General features: G+C 38.0%; 29 protein-coding genes. All 29 read right to left on the reverse strand.

The genetic code is table 11. The features are described from left to right. Window positions 1–10: 10 nt before the first annotated feature. Entirely contained in the window at window positions 11–769 is a 759-nt protein-coding gene (locus A5816_RS08525) for a hypothetical protein (RefSeq protein WP_086311122.1), read from the reverse strand. A 13-nt stretch (window positions 770–782) separates the two neighbouring features. After that, window positions 783–2,528 (reverse strand): BppU family phage baseplate upper protein, encoded by a 1,746-nt coding sequence (locus tag A5816_RS08530; protein WP_179189705.1) that lies wholly within the window; start codon window positions 2,526–2,528, stop codon window positions 783–785. Window positions 2,529–2,541: 13 nt separating this feature from the next. Continuing rightward, a complete protein-coding gene (locus tag A5816_RS08535) occupies window positions 2,542–5,376 on the reverse strand; it encodes a phage tail spike protein (protein ID WP_086311123.1) in 2,835 nt (944 codons plus the stop codon). Beyond that, the gene (locus A5816_RS08540; RefSeq protein WP_306297910.1) at window positions 5,373–6,161 is read right to left on the reverse strand and encodes a distal tail protein Dit; all 789 of its coding nucleotides are present in this window, start codon (window positions 6,159–6,161) and stop codon (window positions 5,373–5,375) included. The genes A5816_RS08535 and A5816_RS08540 overlap by 4 nt, the downstream gene beginning before the upstream one ends. Before the next feature lie 12 nt (window positions 6,162–6,173). Next, window positions 6,174–8,996: a phage tail tape measure protein gene (locus A5816_RS08545; protein WP_086311124.1), complete on the reverse strand. Its 2,823-nt coding sequence runs from the start codon at window positions 8,994–8,996 to the stop codon at window positions 6,174–6,176. Window positions 8,997–9,012: 16 nt separating this feature from the next. Then, window positions 9,013–9,300: a hypothetical protein gene (locus tag A5816_RS08550; RefSeq protein WP_086311125.1), complete on the reverse strand. Its 288-nt coding sequence runs from the start codon at window positions 9,298–9,300 to the stop codon at window positions 9,013–9,015. A gap of 53 nt (window positions 9,301–9,353) precedes the next feature. Continuing rightward, on the reverse strand, window positions 9,354–9,722 hold the full coding sequence (locus tag A5816_RS08555) for a tail assembly chaperone (protein ID WP_086311126.1): 369 nt from the start codon (window positions 9,720–9,722) through the stop codon (window positions 9,354–9,356). A gap of 29 nt (window positions 9,723–9,751) precedes the next feature. Continuing rightward, a complete protein-coding gene (locus tag A5816_RS08560; protein WP_086311127.1) occupies window positions 9,752–10,306 on the reverse strand; it encodes a phage major tail protein, TP901-1 family in 555 nt (184 codons plus the stop codon). A gap of 10 nt (window positions 10,307–10,316) precedes the next feature. Next, window positions 10,317–10,709 carry a hypothetical protein gene (locus A5816_RS08565; protein ID WP_025478144.1) on the reverse strand — a complete coding sequence of 131 codons (393 nt, stop codon included), beginning with the start codon at window positions 10,707–10,709 and terminating at the stop codon, window positions 10,317–10,319. After that, window positions 10,709–11,047 (reverse strand): HK97-gp10 family putative phage morphogenesis protein, encoded by a 339-nt coding sequence (locus A5816_RS08570; protein ID WP_025478146.1) that lies wholly within the window; start codon window positions 11,045–11,047, stop codon window positions 10,709–10,711. The genes A5816_RS08565 and A5816_RS08570 overlap by 1 nt, the downstream gene beginning before the upstream one ends. Continuing rightward, window positions 10,974–11,357 (reverse strand): hypothetical protein, encoded by a 384-nt coding sequence (locus A5816_RS08575; RefSeq protein WP_086311128.1) that lies wholly within the window; start codon window positions 11,355–11,357, stop codon window positions 10,974–10,976. Before A5816_RS08575 ends, A5816_RS08570 begins: the two co-directional genes overlap by 74 nt. Continuing rightward, entirely contained in the window at window positions 11,354–11,683 is a 330-nt protein-coding gene (locus A5816_RS08580; RefSeq protein ID WP_086311129.1) for a phage head-tail connector protein, read from the reverse strand. The genes A5816_RS08575 and A5816_RS08580 overlap by 4 nt, the downstream gene beginning before the upstream one ends. A 30-nt stretch (window positions 11,684–11,713) precedes the next feature. Further along, a complete protein-coding gene (locus tag A5816_RS08585; protein ID WP_143354102.1) occupies window positions 11,714–12,205 on the reverse strand; it encodes a hypothetical protein in 492 nt (163 codons plus the stop codon). 40 nt (window positions 12,206–12,245) lie between these two features. Further along, window positions 12,246–12,509, reverse strand: coding sequence for a hypothetical protein (locus A5816_RS08590; RefSeq protein WP_086311131.1), 264 nt, complete (start codon window positions 12,507–12,509; stop codon window positions 12,246–12,248). A gap of 17 nt (window positions 12,510–12,526) precedes the next feature. Further along, the gene (locus A5816_RS08595) at window positions 12,527–13,450 is read right to left on the reverse strand and encodes a phage major capsid protein (RefSeq protein ID WP_086311132.1); all 924 of its coding nucleotides are present in this window, start codon (window positions 13,448–13,450) and stop codon (window positions 12,527–12,529) included. 12 nt (window positions 13,451–13,462) lie between these two features. Continuing rightward, the gene (locus tag A5816_RS08600) at window positions 13,463–14,065 is read right to left on the reverse strand and encodes a DUF4355 domain-containing protein (RefSeq protein ID WP_002375479.1); all 603 of its coding nucleotides are present in this window, start codon (window positions 14,063–14,065) and stop codon (window positions 13,463–13,465) included. A gap of 146 nt (window positions 14,066–14,211) precedes the next feature. Further along, window positions 14,212–14,448 carry a hypothetical protein gene (locus A5816_RS08605; protein ID WP_086311133.1) on the reverse strand — a complete coding sequence of 79 codons (237 nt, stop codon included), beginning with the start codon at window positions 14,446–14,448 and terminating at the stop codon, window positions 14,212–14,214. A 107-nt stretch (window positions 14,449–14,555) separates the two neighbouring features. Beyond that, the gene (locus tag A5816_RS08610) at window positions 14,556–15,464 is read right to left on the reverse strand and encodes a minor capsid protein (RefSeq protein WP_086311134.1); all 909 of its coding nucleotides are present in this window, start codon (window positions 15,462–15,464) and stop codon (window positions 14,556–14,558) included. Window positions 15,465–15,468: 4 nt separating this feature from the next. Then, window positions 15,469–16,968 (reverse strand): phage portal protein, encoded by a 1,500-nt coding sequence (locus A5816_RS08615; RefSeq protein WP_086311135.1) that lies wholly within the window; start codon window positions 16,966–16,968, stop codon window positions 15,469–15,471. A gap of 12 nt (window positions 16,969–16,980) precedes the next feature. Continuing rightward, entirely contained in the window at window positions 16,981–18,225 is a 1,245-nt protein-coding gene (locus tag A5816_RS08620) for a PBSX family phage terminase large subunit (protein WP_086311136.1), read from the reverse strand. Beyond that, window positions 18,212–18,745: a terminase small subunit gene (locus tag A5816_RS08625; RefSeq protein ID WP_086311137.1), complete on the reverse strand. Its 534-nt coding sequence runs from the start codon at window positions 18,743–18,745 to the stop codon at window positions 18,212–18,214. Before A5816_RS08625 ends, A5816_RS08620 begins: the two co-directional genes overlap by 14 nt. A gap of 26 nt (window positions 18,746–18,771) precedes the next feature. Then, entirely contained in the window at window positions 18,772–18,996 is a 225-nt protein-coding gene (locus A5816_RS08630; protein WP_086311138.1) for a hypothetical protein, read from the reverse strand. Beyond that, window positions 18,996–19,169 carry a hypothetical protein gene (locus tag A5816_RS16290; protein ID WP_174122286.1) on the reverse strand — a complete coding sequence of 58 codons (174 nt, stop codon included), beginning with the start codon at window positions 19,167–19,169 and terminating at the stop codon, window positions 18,996–18,998. The genes A5816_RS08630 and A5816_RS16290 overlap by 1 nt, the downstream gene beginning before the upstream one ends. A 389-nt stretch (window positions 19,170–19,558) precedes the next feature. Then, window positions 19,559–19,771: a hypothetical protein gene (locus A5816_RS08635; protein WP_086310659.1), complete on the reverse strand. Its 213-nt coding sequence runs from the start codon at window positions 19,769–19,771 to the stop codon at window positions 19,559–19,561. A gap of 23 nt (window positions 19,772–19,794) precedes the next feature. Next, complete coding sequence (locus tag A5816_RS08640) at window positions 19,795–20,031, reverse strand: hypothetical protein (protein WP_086310658.1); 237 nt, start codon at window positions 20,029–20,031, stop codon at window positions 19,795–19,797. A 237-nt stretch (window positions 20,032–20,268) separates the two neighbouring features. Further along, a complete protein-coding gene (locus A5816_RS08645; protein WP_010729117.1) occupies window positions 20,269–20,685 on the reverse strand; it encodes an ArpU family phage packaging/lysis transcriptional regulator in 417 nt (138 codons plus the stop codon). Between the two features lie 339 nt (window positions 20,686–21,024). Continuing rightward, on the reverse strand, window positions 21,025–21,321 hold the full coding sequence (locus A5816_RS08650; protein WP_086310657.1) for a hypothetical protein: 297 nt from the start codon (window positions 21,319–21,321) through the stop codon (window positions 21,025–21,027). Next, window positions 21,321–21,527 (reverse strand): hypothetical protein, encoded by a 207-nt coding sequence (locus A5816_RS08655; RefSeq protein WP_086310656.1) that lies wholly within the window; start codon window positions 21,525–21,527, stop codon window positions 21,321–21,323. The genes A5816_RS08650 and A5816_RS08655 overlap by 1 nt, the downstream gene beginning before the upstream one ends. Further along, window positions 21,524–21,727, reverse strand: a complete 204-nt coding sequence (locus A5816_RS08660; protein ID WP_086311139.1) for a toxin PIN — start codon at window positions 21,725–21,727, stop codon at window positions 21,524–21,526. Before A5816_RS08660 ends, A5816_RS08655 begins: the two co-directional genes overlap by 4 nt. Between the last annotated feature and the right edge of the window lie 2 nt (window positions 21,728–21,729).

Below are 21,729 nucleotides of genomic sequence, written 5' to 3' on the forward strand. Positions count from 1 at the left end.
TCCCTCCTTCCTACTTAACACCTTCAATTTTCGTGATTTTTATCCCTGCATTTTCATCTTGATGGTAGTTCATTGCGCTAGTGATAGCTGCCATAGCCGAACGCGCGATTTTATACCGTGTATCTGTCACACGTTCTAATTTCAACTCATACATTTCCATGCCGCCTGCATCGTCATATAAGTTAGTAAACATGATAACTGGTGCGGTTACATTGTCTGCTTCGTATACTTGACCACCCCAACCTGCAATATGAATACGCATAGATGTGTAATGTTTCATGCTATCTTTTAAATCGATCGTTGTATCTTTACCGCTCTTTTCGCCTTCAAATAAGGTAAAAGTTGTCAACATTTTTCGGAAACCCGGACTATTATAGCCGTTATCCGCACCATGTGTACGTGCAATGTAGATATTACCGCCATAACCATCCGATATCCATATCAATTTTCGCTCGTTGTGTTCTTGCATAACGCCTAACAACATAATTGAACCACTAGAAAACATCGTGACTTCTCCGTTGTCGTACCATTGGTTAGTGGTAGCGTAAAATCCTGGTGGCACATCGTATACACTAGGATATAGTTTGTTTAATTCATTGTCTTTCAAACCGATTCCGCGTGCGTTCATTGCGATTTCCGGCGTACAAAACCCCGCGTTTAACGGTGTAGCGTCGACGTGTGCTTGTTGAGGTGTGCCATCAAAGTGAATTTCTAATTGCTGAAGAATCCAGTTGACTGACTTTTGTAATTTTTTTATTTCTTTGTCCACTGCTTAAACCTCCTTAGTACGTGAAATCCCTACTTGTGTAGTGCCCTACACCTTGCAATTTAATGGTCCGTTTTATGGTATCAATTTGTACATTCGCAAAGCCTGCTTCTTTGTCCGTATCGTAATTTTCCGGCTCGCAATAACCTGTCGTACAAACGATGATTTGCGTTGTTCCTAATTGTTTCACTGTCTCGTAGTGCCAATGACCAGCGAAGATTGCCACGACTGTTCCACTTCCTTTAGTCGTGAAGTTATAAGTACATGGTCCTATTGGATTAGGGTTGTGACCAATCAACGTGCTATAGTCAATCGTTACGCTTATACCTTGTTTGAATCCGTCTAGTAAGGTAGCAAATTTCGTCACATTTGCCACATCATTTTCTCTTTCCATCGGTACATGTCCAGCGATGATAACGTGATAACTTCGGTCGAGTTGTTCTAGCCAACGTCCGAAATCATCTAGTTGCGTTTGGCCTAATTTGCCCGCGGGAAAACTTTCCCCTTGGTTATAGCCCGAATACTCTAAGAACTTACCCTGAGAGTCTACAGCATCGCTGAAATCGTCCGTGTTGATTCGATAGATAGCGATTTTCTTTTCAGGGAACAACACAGGGCCGTAACTGCCGTTATTGATTTTGCTAAGGTCTGCGCCTGTCAGCGAATCTTGTGGCGTACGTCCATCATTTGAATAAGGGATTTTACCAGTTTCATGGTTACCCTGACACAGAATAACGGGCACTTTTGCACCGGCTGTTGCTGCACTTGCGAATCGTTTTGCTACATGCAAATTTTTCGCACGTCTTTCTTTAGCCGTGTAAGGATAAATACCTTGCGCTGTCGCCCCGCTGTATCCGTCGATATTATCGCCACCATACACCATCACGTCTGTAAATGCTTCTAGCGATCGGAATTGTCCGACTATATTCCATCGACGCTCGTGTTTTATTTTAGTGTCAATCGGTTCTGTATACATATTGTGAGCGTCAGTGTGAATATCTGTCATGAACCCCATGTTAAACTTTGTTTTGTCCGCTTGTGTGATAACTTCATCTAGGTTTAACGGAACGATTGTTTTGTATGACCCGTTATCGTAGAAGTTTTTATCCTTACGAATTGGCACTTGCTCCACGCCTATAGGAATGCTGAAAGTTTTATTTTGCATATCGTCTAAGCGATCGGCTAAACTGTCATAATCTCCTTTGGCTTCATTCAGAATGTTGATGATCGTACCACCTGGATCGATGTTTTCCAGTATTTCGCGATTATCTTCTAACCACTGCTCCCAGTCACTCTTTCCTTGATTCATATAATCTTTGAATTTTCTTAGTAAATCTTCAAAAGTCCAAACATAGCCAGAATCACGTAATCGACTTCTTGATATTCCAGAAATGACTCGATAGGTAAAATCCTGCGTGCTAAATTGTTCACTCCAAGTTCCATCGCCATTGAGTGATCGGAAACTGAAATGTGCGGTGTTTTCACCGCCCCATTGCCAGTCAGGCTCACTTAACGTATAAACAAGCCTTGCTTGTGCTGGACTGTATTCTTGTACTTTTTGTTCAACAGGTTGGTTTTCGCCAAATTTTGTTGTGTTAATAAAAAATGGTACTAGCCCATCGAATGTTTTTAATTTTCCATATTCCACTACTTCAACAACGAACTTTTGAGTTAAAACATCCCCTTGCCGAATCCGAACCAAATTTATTCCGTTATTTGGTTCTGTGGTGGATAAGACCATTTTATGTTGCGTTTCTGCCACGACTATCCCTCCTTTAGAAATCGATGTAGTCTCTTGCATTGTGAAAATGACCAGAAGAAGATGGATAAAATTCATCCATAAATTGGAAATGAAGATGTTCTCCAGTTGATGGTCCTGTTGTCCCCATCAGTCCAATTTGCTGACCAGCAGTTACTTTTTGACCTTTTGAGACATCCACACGGCTTTGATGAGCATATCCTGTATACATTCCATCAGCATGTTTGATTACTGTCCAGTTTCCATACCAGTCATAATAGTTCGCATCTCCTGCAACGATCACTTCGCCATCTGCTGAAGCAAATATAGGTGTATTAGGATTTTCATTTACAAGGTCAATACCGTTATGAAACTCTTGTGCTCCTGTGATTGGAGAAGTGCGCCAGCCAAATTCGCTCGTCACTGTGATTGGATCTGCAATTGGTTTTATATATCCTTTTGATGCAGGAATTTCCAAATCTTTAAATTTGTCATACCATTCTTGTGCCCATGTCGTCCGTTCTGGATGTGGATCACGTGGACGTTCAAAGTTAGCCACGAATGCTTGTGCTGCTATGTTGATATCGCTCAGATTCATGAATTGTGTCCATGTATAAGGATAAGCGCTAGTTGCGATCCATTGACCATTTGGCGCATGCCACATCAACAATTTGAACTGCGCCGTGATCGTGTCTGGATCATCACTGATGCCAGCTTTTGTCATTAAATTGATCATGTAAACACGTCCGCTAGTTGCGCCAGAAGAATCGGTCCATTGCCATACACCATAACCGAACCCTGGTGCGCCATTTCCCTCATCGGCGGTTGGATTAGCATCTGATTCTCCTTGTGCATTTCCAAGTAAAGCTGCAGCAGCTTGTTTAGTAAAGCCAGCACCTATTGCCATTGCCCAAATCTGCCAATAACGTTTGTCTCTGTCAGTGGTTACTTCTGGTGGATATTGTCCATTCCAACCGTTATCGTTTCCTCCTCCACTGTTTCCACCACCGTTAGTATCAATTTTTACACCATTTACATAAAGCTCCTTGACGTTTAAACGACCATCTATGGTAATATTTCCTTCTGAAAATTTACCATCACCGTAAAGATTATATTTGCGCTTATCAGCAGTAACGTCTGCTGGAATTTGAAAAACAGGATTCCCTCGATCGCCGCCGTCCCCAGCGTTAATGGAAAAAATATAGTTTGGTTCTTTCCATACAGCAAACCCATTTATTTTTCCGCCTCCATAAGTTGCTACGATGGATCCAAGCGATTCTCCGTGAACATCGTCAAGCCCAGTTGAAATGACCTTTTTTTCAAAAGAAAGTTGTCCTCCTTCTGCCACTAATTGGAAATCTTTATCATCCAATGTCTTTAAAGCTACCCCTTGCACGAGAATACCTGAAAGAATTCCTGCTTGAATAAAATTAGCATTGAAAGTTCCATCCAACGTCCACGCAGTCGTGCTATCGCCATTGTGTACATCTTGGATTGTTTTCCATTCACCTTTTTTACACTGCTTGAAAGATATACCTGAATTATTTTGGACCATGAAAAGCTGTGATTCTGGAATGCTCGGCCCGTCCATATAAACAGTTTCATAAATTTCTCGGCTATCACTGACACCAGCTTCGATTCCGTTTACCCAATAAATAGAACCACCATTATCTCCTGCGCCTCGCATGATATCATCTTGATATTTTCCGATTTCAGTTGATTCATAGAAAGTCATCTTGCTGGATTCTAGACTATTAATATTATTGATAATCGATGCTGTTTGCTTCCTAGCATCTTTTGTTAGGTTATCCCCTAACTCGATAGTAGTTTTTCCTGTCAGACGATCAAAAGTAGTTTTATAAATACGAGTCTTATAGTGATAGTCTTTATCGTGTCTGTGTATAGTAACGATATTGCCTATCACATCTCCTCCAACCACCTCAGCTTTAAACTGAACCAAAGGTCTAGCAGATTCCACTAATGTGGCATAAGTATTTTTAAGTAATTCTTCGGGATCTTCGATATCATCGAAAACGACAACAGTTTCCCTTTTCCTCATTGAGCCATCTTTTTGTGGGATACCATGCTTTTGTGTTGCATCAGGATCTTCAAGCCAATTTTGTCCTTTAGGTTTATCTAAGGGATCTCCGTTGGCTTTTTTCCATTCTATATCTGTAAATTCAATTCTTCGCCCATAGCCATCTCCTACCTCTTCTCCACGTCCTCTACCGATCATAGAAGTGGAAATTGAGCTACGGTCGATTTCTCTGACGACTGTTAAAGCTTTGCTTCCGTATACAAATCGTGTATTGGATTCCTCCCCAATTTGTTCATATACTTCAATCCATTTATCTTTGATACCGTCAGCATCTAAGGAACATCTAAATAGAATTTCCATTCCTAAAGTCTGCAATTGTTTCAATGCTTCTTTAACTGATATATAGTAAAAAGTTGCTGTCACTGCTGGCAACATCGCATCCACATGACCAACACGCCAGTTTCCTTCTGTAAATCCAATCAAACGATCAAGAACGCTTTTTATTGGCTCACCGCTAGGTCTAATATCTTTAATGATATAAGCGTCTAATTCATTCGGCGCAAATCCTATCCCAGTAAATTCTAAAGTCTCGGCGGGATCACTAATCTTTGTTATCCGATACAAAGAAAATGACGATTCGTTTTCACGAACCGCCATAAAACTCGCTTCTTCAATTTCTTTATCATACGTGGTTGTAACTTGTAGCGTGTCTTTCATTAAATCGCTTTTGTCAGAGGTGATTTCTTTTTCTTGAGAGTCTTCGATTATACTTCGTGTATTTTTTCTTTTGATAAGTTTCTGGAGGTGATTAAAAAAATAAACTGTTTCACTCAAATTGTCGCCCCCCTATAAAAAACTTTAATCTTTCCATTATCACTAACTATTTTCTGCCCTTGTTCAAGATAAAAATTTTCAAAATCACTTTCTAAATCAATAATCGAAGTACGGTTTTCACCATTCACCAGTACCTGTTCCTCCATAAAATCAAAAACAAGCGAATCTCCAGCTTTTATGTCTGCATCTGTAATACTTATGGTTTGCATGCCATTTGTGATTTTAATTGAATTATCAGAGCTTAAATTAGCTTCTATTTTGCGAGGAGTGATAGGAAACTGGACAAAGTTTCCAATATATCCTTCACTAACAACCTCTCTCGTATACTTTAATGGATCTGAACAAAAGATTGTAAAACTTGAAATAATTGAATTGGAGTCTCCTGGTACAGTGTCCGCAGTTGTATAGCGCCCATAGTAATAATAATCCAATTCATCATGGAATCTAATTTCAATATCTTTAGTCCGATATAGGTAATTCAGTAATGTCTTGAATTTAAATTGTAATTTCTCTGGATTTCTATCTTCCAACTTATAAGAAACTTTAAGCGATCTTGAAGGCAAGGTTTGATTAGTTATAATTGAACCCACCTGTATTTCTTGTTGTTCGATCTCGACAGAAAGCATTTCTCTGCCTTCTACAGTGAGCGTTTGATATCCATCTATCAAATCTTCTAAATACATTCCATCGTACATCATTGCAGACGTAGGAAGGAATCGTTTAGAACTTTTTTTATTCACTGTTGTATCTTTAAATGAATACATTTTATTTTCCCATTGTTCCAATATAATTCCCTCCTAGAATTCTAAATTAATGTCTGCGCCTTCGCCCATAGCTTGTGAAATATCATCGATAAACCGACTGAATGACAGTTTTCCAAGATTAAATTTAAATACAGCTGGTTTAGATGAACCACCCATATTTACACTGTGTTCAACTTGTGTAGCAATATTTCTATTGGCATTTTTAAGATTTGCAGCAATATCTACTTCTGCGTTTGTGTTGAATAGTCCGGCAATAACTCCTGCCATATTCCCTACCGTATTCTGCACATCTCCAAAACCATCTGTTAAACCTTTTAATAGACTCTCCATGATTGCCTGACCAGCTGGAATCAATAGTTTTCTATCATATTGAATTGGTCCTTTATGCTCACGAATCCAATCACCAATTCCGCCGACAAAATCTTGGACAGATTTCCAAGCATTTTGCAAACCTTCTAAAAAGCTGTCCATAATCGCTTTACCGGCTTCCCATAAATCAATTTCTCTTAATTTATCGAACCATCCAGTAACTTTATCTACTGTCTCGCTAACAGCATTTACTAAGTTGTCCCATACTTGCTGTGCGCCATTGACTAGGTTGTTAAAAGTATCAATTGTACCTTGTTTCAGGTTTTCCCAACCTCGAATTATATTGTCCTTTGTATCGGTAATTAAGTTAATAATCCACGATTTAAAGGAATTCCAGATATCTTTTGCGCCTTGTACTGTATTGTTAAATAGATCAATTGTACCTTGTTTTAAATTATCCCAGCCTTGTTTAATACTGTTTATAATATTATCCGTTGTTTCTGTAAGCCACGTAGTAAAAGAACTCCAGACATCTTTGACAGTCGAAGCTAATACATTCCAGATATTTACCACAGTATCTTTTAAGGCAGTATAATAACCCACAACTATTTCTACGAACGTGGTGACGATGTTTTGTATGTTAGTGGTTAACGTCGTCCACAACATCGTGGCATCTTCTTTTAATTGATTGAAATCACCTATTATCAAATCAGTTAAAAGTAGAATTGGTCCCATTATGACAGTTTTAATAATTTCCCATGCAGATCCTGCAATCGAACCTATTTGTGTCCATAGATTTGAGAAGAAATCAATCATTGGCTGAAAAACATTTTTTATTGCAGTAACATACGGTGAAAGTATATTTAAGACACCTTCCCAAGCTTCGCTAGCTGATTCCTTGATACCTTCCCAAATATTTGAAAAGAATTCTTTAGTCTCAGTCCATTTGTTAACAATCCAATCTGCTGCTTTTCCTGGTGCTTCTTGAATTGTGGTCCATGTTTTATCTGCGCCATCTTTGATGGTTTGCCACAAATTTGTAAACCATTCACCCATTGAATTCCAAGCATTTTGTATCCATTCTACTGCTACGTCTACAGCATTTTTGATGCCTTCCCATAGTCCAATCCAAAAATTTCTAAATCCTTCACTTGTATTCCAAAGATAGATAAATCCTACAACTAGAAGTGCGACAGCCGCAATTGCTAAACCTACGGTACTAGTTAAAAAACTGAGTGCTGAACCAATCTTTTTAAAAATAGAAATAGTTGTACTCAATTCCCCTATAGCTACTTTTAATTTCACAAACCACATGATGGCTGAACCGATAATAAAAATTAAAGGTCCTATAGCAGCAACAATCAAGCCAAGCACTACTACAAATTTTTGTACTGGCTCAGGGGCATTAACAAAAGCTTCTGCGACGGAAGCAACTGCATCAGCAACTGTTCTAATAGCCGGTGCAATAATTTCCTGAATGACTATAGCAGCAGATTCTAAAGCGCCTAACATCTGTTCAACTGAAGAATTAGCATTATCTTGCATCGTACGCGCCATATCATCAGCTGCACCATCTGAATCTTTGAGAGATTTTGTCAGTTTCGAAAGTTTGACTGGTCCTGCATCTACTAAAGCTAACATCCCACTTAATGCATTCGTTCCAAATATAGTTGCTAGTTCTTGGTTCTTTTGTTCATCAGTCAAACCTTTTGTTGCACTACTCAATTGGGCAAGAATTCCTTCAAGAGGATACATCTTACCTTGACTGTCATACATCGTTACGCCTAAACGATCCATACTACTGATCATAGCATCGGTAGGATTCATCAATCTTGTCAATGCACCACGTAACGTCGTACCTGCTTGCTCTCCTTTAATACCTGCATCACTCATGATACCTATCGCTGCAGCAGTTTCTTCTAGAGACCACCCAGCTGCTTTTGCAGCAGTACCAGCATATTTCAACGCATAACCCATATCTCCTACTTCAGCATTCGTATCGGCAGCAGCACGTGCGAACACGTCAGCTACATGTCCTGCTTGGCTGGCATCTAATCCGAACTGTCTAAGCGCACTAGCTGCATTCTCAGAAGCTAAAGCAACGTCACCGCCTGAAACTGCAGCTAAATCTAAAAGCCCTGGCATGGCTTGCATGATTTCTTGAGCATTAAAACCAGCAGAAGCTAAATTCTCCATCCCTGCTGCTGATTCCTTTGCACTAAAAGCTGTCTTAGCTCCTAAATCAATCGCTTGTTGTTTCATTTGTTCGAACGTATCACCAGTCGCTCCTGAAATAGCTTTAACCCGACTCATTTGTTCTTCGAAGTCGCCACCAACTTTAGCAGCAGCTACTCCAACTCCAACAAGTGGCGTGGTTATATATTTGGTCATAGAAGCACCAGTACTCTGCATGACTTTTCCTACTGCTGTCGTCATACTGTTCGATTTTTTCTCAAACGTTTCAACAGCTTTTTGTGCATCTTTAAATGCTTTGACAAAACCATTATCAGTGGCTTTTAATAGTGCTTCTACCGAAAATTGCTCCATGTGTTTCCTCCTTTCCTCAAGAATTAGCCTTACTTAACAAGTGCTGGAATGTTTTATCTTGTTTTGAAAGTTCGGAACTACCCATGATCGAGTCTTCAATTTTCTGATAGTTGAAAAATTCATCGAAGTTTCGATATACAGGAACAGTATGTTTACCTACTTTTTTCTGCGCTTGAACTTGTTGATTTGCCCAAGCAAGTTCATGAATCATCTTTTCTTTATCAAGCCAAGATAACTGTGCCGCAGTCATACGAAGGTTATACTCATACAAAGTCATCCTTTCGATATCTGAGATATTGGTCATTCCCAAATATCGAAAAGAATTAATTAAAATTTGTTCATATGCGAGTGCAGACTCTATTCTGCTTTCTGTTTTTCCGCTTCTTTCAGTTTCTGATCCAGATTTCGAGCTGCTAACTTTCCCGCATTCGACTCTGAAATTTCTTTGAGTACGTCATTAAATAATTTTTCAATATCTTCCGCTTCATCGATAAAATCATCCAATTCATCCAAAGTGATTGATTTATCTTCTGTTCTATTAGCTAGTTCTAAAACTTTAGATAATGTGTTGACGTTATAAGAGCGTAGTTCAGGTAACACTTTTGCAGATAAGCCCATACCAAAATCAACGCCTCCACTTGTAACGGGAAACTCTTTGTCTAATTCACGAACAAACTTAGTACCAAATTTAAATGAGTAATCTTTTTTTCCAATTTTTAATTTCATAGTTTCTCCTCCTAAATAAAAAAAGAGCATTATTTGCTCTTTTGTTCTCCGCCATTGTCTCCAGAACCTGATCCCGCATTCACCTGAACGGTGTCTTTGAACGCATATTGAACTACTTCAGCTTGATCATCAGTCAAAGTACAGTAACCATCTTGACCTACACCATTAATAGCAAATGTTAACTCAAGTTCTAATGCATCTTCAGAATTAGGATTTTTAGTATATCCAGTGATATATCCTTGATAGTAGGTTCCTTCGTACTTTCCCTTGTTTTCTGCATCCGTATCGGGAGCCTTCTCAGCTTTATCAATTTCCCAAATTTCAACGATTTTTTTATTTAACATTGCATCTTTAAGCTCATTAACCTTTTTATCGCCTTTAGCTAAAATTGATGTTGCTGAAAAATCATAGGTAACGTCTCCAACACTTTGAATGGGTCCGTCTTTTGTGGCTGTTGATTCCGTATCCACCGTCATCCCATTTTCATGTTCGGTTTGGAAAGCCATTTTCCATGCCGCTTCATCCTTTTCTTTTTCTAGCAAACGATATAAAAGAATAACGTCAATTCCTTTTTTTGCTTCCATATTCTTCCTCCTATCTAATTATGAATTCAAGCGTGATCAATGCTCTTTTTAACGGTGTGTTTGTCGTTGTATCATCCATCACTTGAATTCCACTTGCTTGATAATTCAAAGCCCAGTAATAGCCTTCTGTGGCTTCTATTAATCTAGCTTCATTAAAAAGAGCAGATGCCATGTCGGACACCTGCTTTCTCTTCTTCTGTAATCCCCAAACGGATAGAACTACAATCACAGATCCCTTGATATCAGTTTTATTTGCTTCATGAGTAGTTTGAGTATTCTCAATTTCTACAAAAGGATAGCCAACATCATCTAAAGGTTTGTAATCGTAGGTTTTATATCCGAGTTTGTCTTGGGATATTTTAAAAAGTTCATCAAAAATTGATTGATCTCTTGTTTTAATCATCATTTCACCAAGGCTTTCATTTCAGCCATAAACTTGACCTTTTGGTAATTGAACGCTGGTCTAACATAAGGCTGTGCTGACATAAAACGAGTACCATATTCTACATAAGGTGCATAATCTGCTGTCGGTCCAACAATCCCAGTTAAGCCAGCTTCTGACAAGGTCATGTTGATCGATCTTCGTAAATAACCTGTATCCACTGGCGCACCTTTTTGCATTCGCTCGGTCATTTCAGCAGTATTATTTTTTACAACTGTTTGTACATCATTGAGAGTCGCAGCTTTCTTCAGGTGTCTCATCAATTGATCGATTCCCTTGAACTCCAGATGTGCTTTCATCAACAATCACCTCCTGTACAATGAGACTATTCCGAAATGATGGATTCCTCGCAGTCGTTACTTGCCAAGTCTTCCCTTCAAATTCGATATAGTCGAATTCTGGAATAGAAAAAAGAGGCTGAGTCCTAATGACTTTCGCCCCTTCTTTAACACTACCAAAAACAGTCACACTTCTATCAGTGCCAATATCTGTCACGTTTACCTCTGTTCTTGTTCTTTCTGGTTTGCCTTCAACCCACTCACCGAGATCTGGATCATATTTAGAGTCAGATGAACGTTTAACAAATATAATTTCATCTGTAAATCTCATATAAATTTAAACCTCCCTCGCTTTGGCTTGTACAACTCTTCCTGATCTTTACGCTTAAATTCGTCAATCTCATTTTGATACTCTGAAAAATCCGAATCAGGAAAAGCCATAGATAAACCTTCTTGGGAATATGACTGCATACCTTCTTGACCAATCCTATTGAATCTTTTTAATGTGACTTCATAAGAAATATATCCCAATTCTTCTGGTACTTCTTGTACTTGCAATAAAGCAGATAGACGTTTATTCGTGTAGCGCTCAATAACTTCTAATTTTTCGTCGATATCACCTTTAAATAATTTTTTTATATCTTCTGCAATAGCCATCAGATCACCTCCAAGCTACATACACTACAATCATGTCACCAATACCGGTAGGGAAATAGATAAATCACCAGAAGTGAATACAGCCGTGGTTTCACCTTCTACAATTCCGTCTACTTCAAAAAGGCCCTTTGTACCAGAGTCGCTAAAAACAACAATGGGATCCTCTGGCACTGCTACAAGATTATCCAGTACTTCATCTGCATTAATGGCATCTTCCGGTTCCGGATCTATTCTGACTCGTGTTCTAGCTCCAACTCCAACTTTTATATCATCACGACTTGGAACAAGCTCAGTCACAACATTCCCCGCAGGTGCGGTGTATTCAATTACTGATGTCTCCGATTCGACTCCATCATATAAGGCACTCAAACCATATACATGCGTTTCCCCTCCCGCAATTTTCGTAAATATGCTAGTCACAGAATCGCCAACAATTTCAGCGCTACCATATTCTTGACCGTCTTTATATGATTTCGCACTTGTCGCCCCTTCCGGACAGCCCGCAGTTACAGTGACAGTCATTTTCTCTGCATCATAAACGGCTGTCAGATTTTGGGGCGCTTCAGGGTGTAGCTTGTCCAGTGACACTTATAGATGCAGTAAATTCACCAGATACAAAGTTAAAAGTGGTAGATCCTCCTGATACAATTGTTCCAGTAAAACTACCATCTTCATTTTTTTCAATCGTTGCGATAGCTCCATCACTTGAAGTTGCTGTAGTAGCTGCAACAACAGCAGTTGCATCACTAGCATCTGTAGGCACAGCTGAAATAGTAAATGTTTTAGTATCGCCTACTTTACCGGTCCATGTCTTTTGATTTGGCACAATACCGGTAGCAGGCGTTACGCTTTTGGGGAAATCTTCCCAAATGCTTCATCTTTTACAATCATAAATCCTACGTCCATTGTTGCACGCAAAGCAATCAGTTCTTGCTCAAATAAGTTAACTGGTGTTCCATCTTCATTATTTAAAGTAGACAATTGGGCTTCTTCAGAAATCTTAAATGAAATATTATATGGGATTCCATAAAACATGTAGTTAAAGTCTCCAGTGTAAAGAGTCCCTTTATCTAAAGACTTAAGGTCTACTACTGGCAATCCGTCAATCGTATTAGCTGAACGATCATAAATAAACTCAACATTTGAACCAACTGTTTGAGCTGCAGAACGTAATTCTGTACGATTTTTTCGGTTTGAAATAAACGCATTAGGTTCGAATTCATTTTCTGCTAACTTGTCTTCTAAGGCTAGAATATTATCATAAGTCAATCCGCCTTCAACCACATTCCCCGCACTAACAACTGATTCGTCTAGTGACTGAGGAAATGGATTTTCTTTATTTAATAAGGCAGCTGCATCAAATTTTTTATAGAAAGCTTCAGCAATTTTTGGCTGCATCTCCTCAAAGAAATCTGATAATTTATAATTTAAATATTCACGAGAAACCGGAAGAATGACACCGAGTTTTTTTGCAGTCATCGTAGCTTGCATCCATTTAGGTTTAGACGTTTTAATTTTTTCACCTTCACCCACCCAGTATGCGCCTGGTCCTTCTGCAAAGTATTCAAATTTCTTTTCTTTGTCAGTCATTTCTTCATATTTTGCTAACTGCATGATCTTAGAGTTTTCCATAATTTCACTCAAAATGAGCGTATTATATTTATCAGGAATTTTCCCTTCTTTTGTTTCATAAACCATGACATTGTCTGGATCCCATGTTTGAGCAAACATTTGCAAGTTCATTGGTAAAAGTTGTTTCTTTTTCATTAAGTTTTCCTCCTATTTGATAATTCGATTTTTAGCAGCTAGTTTAGCCACTGTTTCTTTAGTATTTTTCGATGCTGTAAATTGTCCACCTTCATTCGGTGGTGTTTGTCTTGCGTTTTCTTTCTTAATCAAAGAAGCAAAGTTAGTGATGACTGCTACAGCTTGTTTTGTGGCATCTGCATCATCAGAAACAATCAGCCCAAGCAAATCATCATCGTGTGGTAAATTTGCATCTGTCAGCATTTTAGAAGCTTCTTTCGTCATTTCAGATAGTGCCTGTCCACGCTTTAATTCAGCGATTTCAGCTTCTTTTTGTTCCAACTCATGCTGTAGTTTTTCTTCCGCATTCATTTTTGCCAGCTTTTTAGCTTCTTCTTTTTTTGCTTCTAGTTCTTTTTCCCACGCTGCTTTTGCTTTGTTCGTCTCAGCAGCAATCATTTTCGCTACTTCATCACGAGAAAATGTTTTGCCAGTATTGTTTTCTTCTTTTGCTGTGGGCGGTGTCTCTTGTGAGCCAGCTGGTAGGTTTCCTTTTTGTCCCTCATCACCAGATCCACCGTCTCCTGGTTCAGAAAAAAATTGTAAGCTCATTGGCATAAATAAACGTTTTTTCATGATTGATCCTCCACGGTTACGCCGCTACCCGATAAATTTGACCAGTTACGCCGGCCAGTCGAAACAGCTCAATATTTAATGCCCCGAGCAGTAGAGGGCAAAATAAAAAGCCGTTACGATTTTGTAAACGGCTTTTTATTTACAAATTAGTTGCGCATTTTTCTTAGTTTCACTTGACGAGCATGTTCATTCATTTGCTTGAGCTTTTCATTGTCTTCCAGTGTATCGTGAACTAACTTGAGAGTGGTTTTTTGATCGATAACAAAATCCCAATTATCTTCAGCATTCCTCAGAAAAATCATGTTTTCTATCGGTTGTCTTCCCTCTGGTAAAAAACCTGCTTTTTCCAACACTTCTAAAATTTCTTGTACGCTTTCTTTCATTTTGAACACTCCTTTTTTAATTATTAAAGAGAGGATTTCTCTTTATATAATTAATATAGCACTCCTCGCTTTTTTGTTTACATATTTATCTAATCTATAAAAAATATCTAAATTACTGGCGCTGTACTGCATCGACAAAATGGATGCATGTTAGGAGCGTTACTTCCTGGCTGCATATCGGCAACATCAAAAACTTGATTATTTAACGGTATACACAGTTTGCACGCCGTTGGTTCTGCTATATAGATGTACTGGGTAATGCCTGCATCTCTGTAACTTCGTTCTTGGATCCCTACCTGAACTCTAGTCGTTTCAGTCACCATCAAACGTTGAGTGTTGAACTTAGTGTTTTCTCGTCCTTCAGCTGTTAAATATTCTGCCAATTTAGATGCAAGTTGCTTAGGATTTTTCCCCATCGTTATACTTCTCAGTAACAACCTATCTAATTCTGATTTCAATTCTGATTGATACATCCATAAGCGATCACTAAAAGACACGTCATCACTCAAAAAGGAGCTGTTTATTACTAGTTCTATCAGCTTTGCATATCCACTTGAAGCAATAGTCATTTCTAAAATACCGGCTTGCCTCTTCAATTCAGCTAAACCAGCTTTTGTTAATTCATTCGAAAAGTACTTATCCAATTCATTAAACAGTGAAATCAATTCAAGCCCGATATTAGCTTTTAAGAGCTCTAATCTATTTACACGCATCGTAAGATTGTATAGCTTTAATTCTTGATTTGCTGTAGGAGAAAAATCTTTCTCTTTGACATACTTCTTTGCTTTGCGAGCGAATGCTTTGACATCCATTTCACTAGCACGCTTCATCGCTTCGCTACGAGTGATTTTCTGACCATCGGAAAAACTATCCCACTGTGCGTCTATCTCTTTCTGTATTGCATCTTGTGCGTATTGCATGTGACTTTTAATTTCTGCCATGCGCTTTTTATCATCTTTAATTTGTTGCTTTTGCCAATCTTTTTCCCGTTTGATCCAATATTCTTGGGAGTTCATTTAATCACTCCCCTGTTTCATCTTTTTTGTTGTTAATTACTTCTTCACCATCTGAATCAAAAATGCCAATCTGCTTTTGCGTTTCTTTATTTACTCGTTTCAACTCTGCCTGTACATCTGGAACAAAAGAAGCGAGTCCTAAGATCGTCTCTTGACTGAGTTCAGCTCCAGCATCAACCAAAGATTTCAACTCTTCCAGAATGGCTTTAGGTAGATTAGGCGTAAATATTACACGGAAGTCTTTCAAATCGGAGTTATCCATTTCAGAAATACTTGATTTTAGGCTAAATAAAAGACGATAACGCCGCATAAGACCTTTTTTGAATAGCCTTTGCTTTGTTGCCGTCATTTGTTCAAATCCAAACAATTTATATTTCATTGCTTCTCCTGATTGCACTCCGGAAAAATTGTCATCTGTAAGATCAGGAACCATTGAGATTTCGTGAATATCCTTGCGCACTCTGTCTTTGTATGCTTCTACACCACTCACATCATATTGTTTATAAATATATCCTGCAGTCACACTTGTTTTATTACCGTTCACATCAGTTCCAGATTCAAGCAAAAGCATATTCGCTTCTTTCTGTTTGATGGCGTCCTCTGTGGATAGTCCTGCTGCTTCAATATCACCACTAATAACTAAAAGAGCATCGTTTAGATCAGTCATATAGTTGGCGGTATCAGACTGCCCTGCATCGTATAGATCAATCAAAGATAGTACATCTTCATACAAGCCCATCCGAAAACGATTAGGAGAATACTCTGTAATAGGTACCTCTTTATATTCATGCGGTTCCTCCTGGGGATTCTTTAACTCAATTGCTGTTAGTGTCGTCTCATCATAAGTGATACTTTTTTCTTCTGTGTATACGATTGGTTGAATGTACTGTTTATCAGCATCCTTGTTGAATCTTGTCTTAGGATACCGTACAGCCAAAATAGGCTCTCGTTTTACTGTAGTATCATATACAACAAATGTTTCAAATACATTAGCCAAATCAACATAATCTGTATCATCTGAATCTCGATAGATAATCTCATAGGCTCTCCCATACTTATCCATATCAAGCCAGAGTTCAGCATTTAACCCGTCTATGTCATTATTAGTATTAAACTCTTCGATTTCTTTTTGTTGATTTGTGTCCTCGATTTGCACTTTTATAGGATTGCCTGTGTTGTACCCAACATCAAACGTACAAAGAACTTTTCCAAAGTTATGTGCTGATCGGTGATCCGCTTTTTCCTTTTCTCTACGCCTACGATTATCCATGATATTTGTATTTCTAGCTTTGTAATAATCATCTAATACACTTAGCCTTTTTACCTGATATTCATGATGATGTTTTATCATTGCTGCTAAAGTATCTAAATCGTTAAGTAAATCTTCTGCTGAGCTAAACCTATAGTGAAGATTGGAATCTACGCTAAACTTTACATAATTTGTGTTCACGTCGTTAGAATAATGTATATCAGATCCATGTTCAAACTCGTTTACCTTATTCATTTCTCACACTCCTTAAAACATGCGTTTAACACGTTTAATCTTTTCGTTGACATTAACTTTTGGTTTCTTAAGAAGCTCATGAGTATATATCGCATATCGAACGGAGTCTAGCACATCATCATATTCTTTTATTGGCTCGCCTTTTTTCTTGTCCCAAATGTATTGATAAATTTCATCCCGAAATTTCATCACTCTATCTTGACAGATAAACAATTTATCTTGTTTAAATCTCTTGGCGACTTCCTCAACTCCAGATAACCGTGCTTTATGAGCATTTTTAGCATTAATCTTTTCTCTTACAAACCTAGCCACATGCTCCGGTCTCGCAGAGTCACAATAAAAAGGCACTCGTAAGCCGTAACGCTCTTGAATGCCTTTTGCTACATCTACCCAATAATCAATCTCTTCAAATTGAGTAGCATGTTCTTCGATTAAATAAGCTGTTCCGTCATCCGTTTCACCTATAACTACGATTGAACCCCAGTGTTCATATCCCCAGTCAACACCACAATAAAAGTTGCTCAAAGGTGGCAAGTTTTTTGACTGGATGTAGTGTTTGCTAGCATCAAAATCACGATAAACAACCCCTTCTGCAGAAACCCATAAACCTTTGATATCACGATCATAAAACATGCCGCTTGGTGTTGATTCTTTAATATTATTTCTATAGCGTTCAGATAAAAAAGTATTATCATCCAATTCAAAGTGGAACGATTGAATGTTTTTACTTGAATTGTCGATATACTCTTTCTTTAGCCAGTGTTCCGGGTTGTCAGGGTTTGTATCAGCTAGGATTCTCGCTCCTGTTCCTGAACAACGTGAAACGATTTCAGCAAATACTTCTTGTCTAGCTAGCGATGCCTCATTGATATAAGCGCCATATGCTGTCATACCACGAATTGCACCAACACCGCCAATGTTTCCTGTATAAGCTTGTACGACCTTAACGCCAAATAGCTTAAAGTTTCCATGTTTATCGAATTTAGGTTCTATGCTGTACATGTTGTATAGTTCCTGTAAGATGTTCTTTTGGATTGTTGCACTTGAAACTCCTGCTAGGATATACATTGGTTCCTTAATGTCTTCTTCATCGGCAATCTTTCGCACACGTCGCAATTCAAACAAGAACAAATCATTGTTTATTTTTGTTTTTCCAGAACGTTTTGCTCCATGTAATAAAGTAATAAACCAATCATTCTTAATGGTTTTATTTAACACGTCGATTTGCTTTGGGTTATAAATATCAACTAGTCCCATCTAATTCACCACTAATCTTTTCTAACAACTCATCAAGTTTTTCTTCGGTAGAACGCTCTGAGTTTATCTGTAATTGTTCTAATTTTGCTTGCATTAATTTTATTTCTGTTTGAGCTTTTTCTAATTGCGTTTGTGATAACAGCGATTTATACTTCAAATACAAATCCAAGGCTTTCAATTTGCTTTCTAAATCTGGTGTATATTCATATTGCATATGTTTAATAACCTTGTTTTTCTCCAAGCGGTCTATTTGCTTGCTCACGCTTATTTGTATTTCTCCTTGCCAAATATCTATCAATTCATTTAAAGCGTCCTCAGCACTTAATTTGCGCTTCTTTTCGATAGGATTTAGCCGTTCATTAATATACTGTATTATGTTAGGTTTAGTTAGGTTTTCCTTACCTATTACTCTTGCTGATCGTTTGCTATAACCCGCTTTAATGGCGGCTTGAGTAGCATTACCACCATTTTTTATATATTCATCCGCAAAAGCTTCTTGTTTTGGTGTCAAATTTACCACATTCAAGCCACCACCTTTCAATTTTATTAACAATACCTCTCAATATTTGTCTGTATGTTCTGCTCACTAAAATATCCATGGCCACAGTAACGAAGATTGTACTTATCGATCTCATTTGGTGTTGCTTCTCTGGTCATTTCAATGATGGAGTATTTCTTTTTGATTTGGACTGACTGGACAACTCTAATTGGATCATTTGTAGTCGGTTGCGGATATCTATTCGATAATGATACGTACCAGTAGTTTCTCATTAGCCATTCTTCTCTTCAATAGCATTTAGATCATTGTAAATAGCCTTTGCTGTCTCTAATCCGACCCGTAGTCTTCGTTGAATGACTCCAACAGTTAGCTCCATACCAACTTCTTCATAGTCCTTCTTTAGTTGCTTCATTTCCTCGAAATCTTTAGTAGTATATTGTTTCATATAGTTATTCTCCTTTTAAACAAAATAAAAAGACCACTCAATGAGTGATCTAATATGTAATAGCAACCTACACAAGCCCGACGTCTGCTTCTCCTCCCTACCACAGCCTCGGTTGCTAAAAGTCACTGGCAAGGAATCGAACCTTGCATGAATAATCTTACCGTTTAATCCCTCTTTAGAATTACATAGTTCATTTCCAAATATTGTTTAAGGTGTCGCCCAACTGGTTCGCAAGATTATCTTACGTTGGGACTGTACTGCGATCATCCTAAACCGCAATATTTAGATGTTTACAGGTTCTTGCTACTTCGACCTATATAAACACTAAACCTAAAGTCGATTATTCTACGTGGTAGCGTCTACCCTTTCCGCCACAGTGACATAATTAATTACCTTACTTTGATAAAATTAGACTCATACTTCAATAAATTGTAACAGTACTGAAGACTTGCGTATGCTTCATCATATGTTAAGTCTTCTTCTTTTAATAATTGAGTTAGTTTTTCTCCAACCTCTTTAACGCTTGATCCAAAAACTTCTTCTGGTTTATTGTTGCGTTTGAATTTACTCAAATAATGTTCTCGTGTACTTTCTTTATCCATTCGTTTTCCCTCCAATGCATAAATTAATTAGTTAATTGTTGCTCATTGATCTGGAGAGCTATTTCTTCTTCTATAAGCTCAACGATCTTCCTTTTTGTCGAATTTAATTCGAACTTATGATCCATTAAAGTAAGCTTTATGTTCTTAATCTTTTCACCTTCGAATTCTTTGATAATATCTTCGATTCTTTGGTTTACTAAAATAGCTAGTTGATCAATTTTTTCGGAAGCATTATTCATTTTATATACCCTCCAATACATAAATTAATAAACAGCAACGGATGATAGATAATAAGAACAATTTAGAAGGAGTTGAAATTCACATCCTTATTCTTAATATTTCCGCTGCTGTCTATCGAAGCTTAATTAAACGATGAGGGAGATTTCCTCCCTTACATTTTATTTTGTCGATCCTGTTTCCTAATCTTTCGACACTATCATAATATCACGTTAAAACACTCAAAAACCCTACACTATCCCTACAAAAACCCTACAAAATCAACGATACTGAACTAACACACCTTTTTTGTATGCTTCTGCAAATTCGATCAACGCGATAGATTTCAATTTTTCTACGTTCTTCTCTCCATATCCTCGTATCAATTGACCTATTTCATAATTAGAGTGCTTATTAACGTCACAGAAGCTGTAGTAGAGTATCTGACGGCTAATCAGACTAAGAGCCATCAAAGCCGCTAAAATCGCATCTCTTTCCGCTTCTATATCCATCATCTGAATAATCGCGTCTTCTGTCTTATTGCCATGCTTCGGTGCCTTCGGCATATCGGTTATGATAGGAGACTTAATATCTATCAAAGAGCGACCTGCCATCCGCTCCAAACGCCGAAAGTTTTTCAGCACATCTCTCGCATTACATCTTGTCTGTTTGAAATCTACCTCTCGTAACAATTGCATCAAGTCAAACCGCTCCTTTATGTGATATAATAAACTTGTGGAATTTATTAGAACAGTCGGAGCGATCCGGCTTTTTTATTTGCCTTCTTTACGACCTTCTTCTTTCCCGATAAAGTAACCTAGCATTAATGTCATGATCCAAAAGATAACTCCTACAATAATTTTTACTAACATTTCGTTTCCTCCTCTATTAAATCTAAATCTTCAGTCATCTCTCGCATTACATCTCGTCTGTTTGAAATCTACCTCTCGTAACAACTGCATCAAGTCAAACCGCTCCTTTATGTGATATAATAAACTTGTGGAATTTATTAGAACAGTCGGAGCGATCCGGCTTTTTTATTTGTCATTGATTAGTTCCATATCCACCAATCTCGCTACAGCTAAATTCTCTTTGCTTTTCGCTAGCCACTTATCGCATTCCATCGTGTTTTCAATGCGAATGATTGCTGAGTGATTATAGACATACTCTACATATCCACGAAACGGATAGATGAACTCTTCTGCTTCACAGCGAACCATGTCACCGACTTTGACTTTTGGTTTCTTACGTTTTTTAGGATTCTTTGTCGGCATATCTAGCATTAAACCGCCGATACCATGACTACTAGCGTAGAATCCGTCTTTTAGTTTCATTACTCTACCTCCTCGTGATCGACAGTGACCAGTTCATATACTTGCGTTAATCCACCAAGTCGTTGTGAAACTCGGTTAGCTTCTTCGAGGCTATCAAACCATCTCGCGTTTTGAAGAAAATCTACAAGGATTACCGTATTATTACTTATAGAGCGTTCGTCACTTCTGTAAAATTGATTCCCGAACCTTACTACATAAATCTTCATTCTGTTTCCTCCCATTTACGATCATCATTTAATATCGAAATTCCAAACTTACGAATAGCCTCACTTGCATCAGCAACACACTGACTCAAAACTTTATATGCTTCTTTTACAGAAACTCCGTATTCTTTTTCAAACTTTGCCTTCAATACATTCAATTCTTGTTTCTTGAGTTTCGCTACTCTACGATGTCTATCGTTCATAA

It is taken from the genome of Enterococcus sp. 3G1_DIV0629, from assembly GCF_002141285.1.
GTDB lineage: Bacteria > Bacillota > Bacilli > Lactobacillales > Enterococcaceae > Enterococcus_B > Enterococcus_B lactis.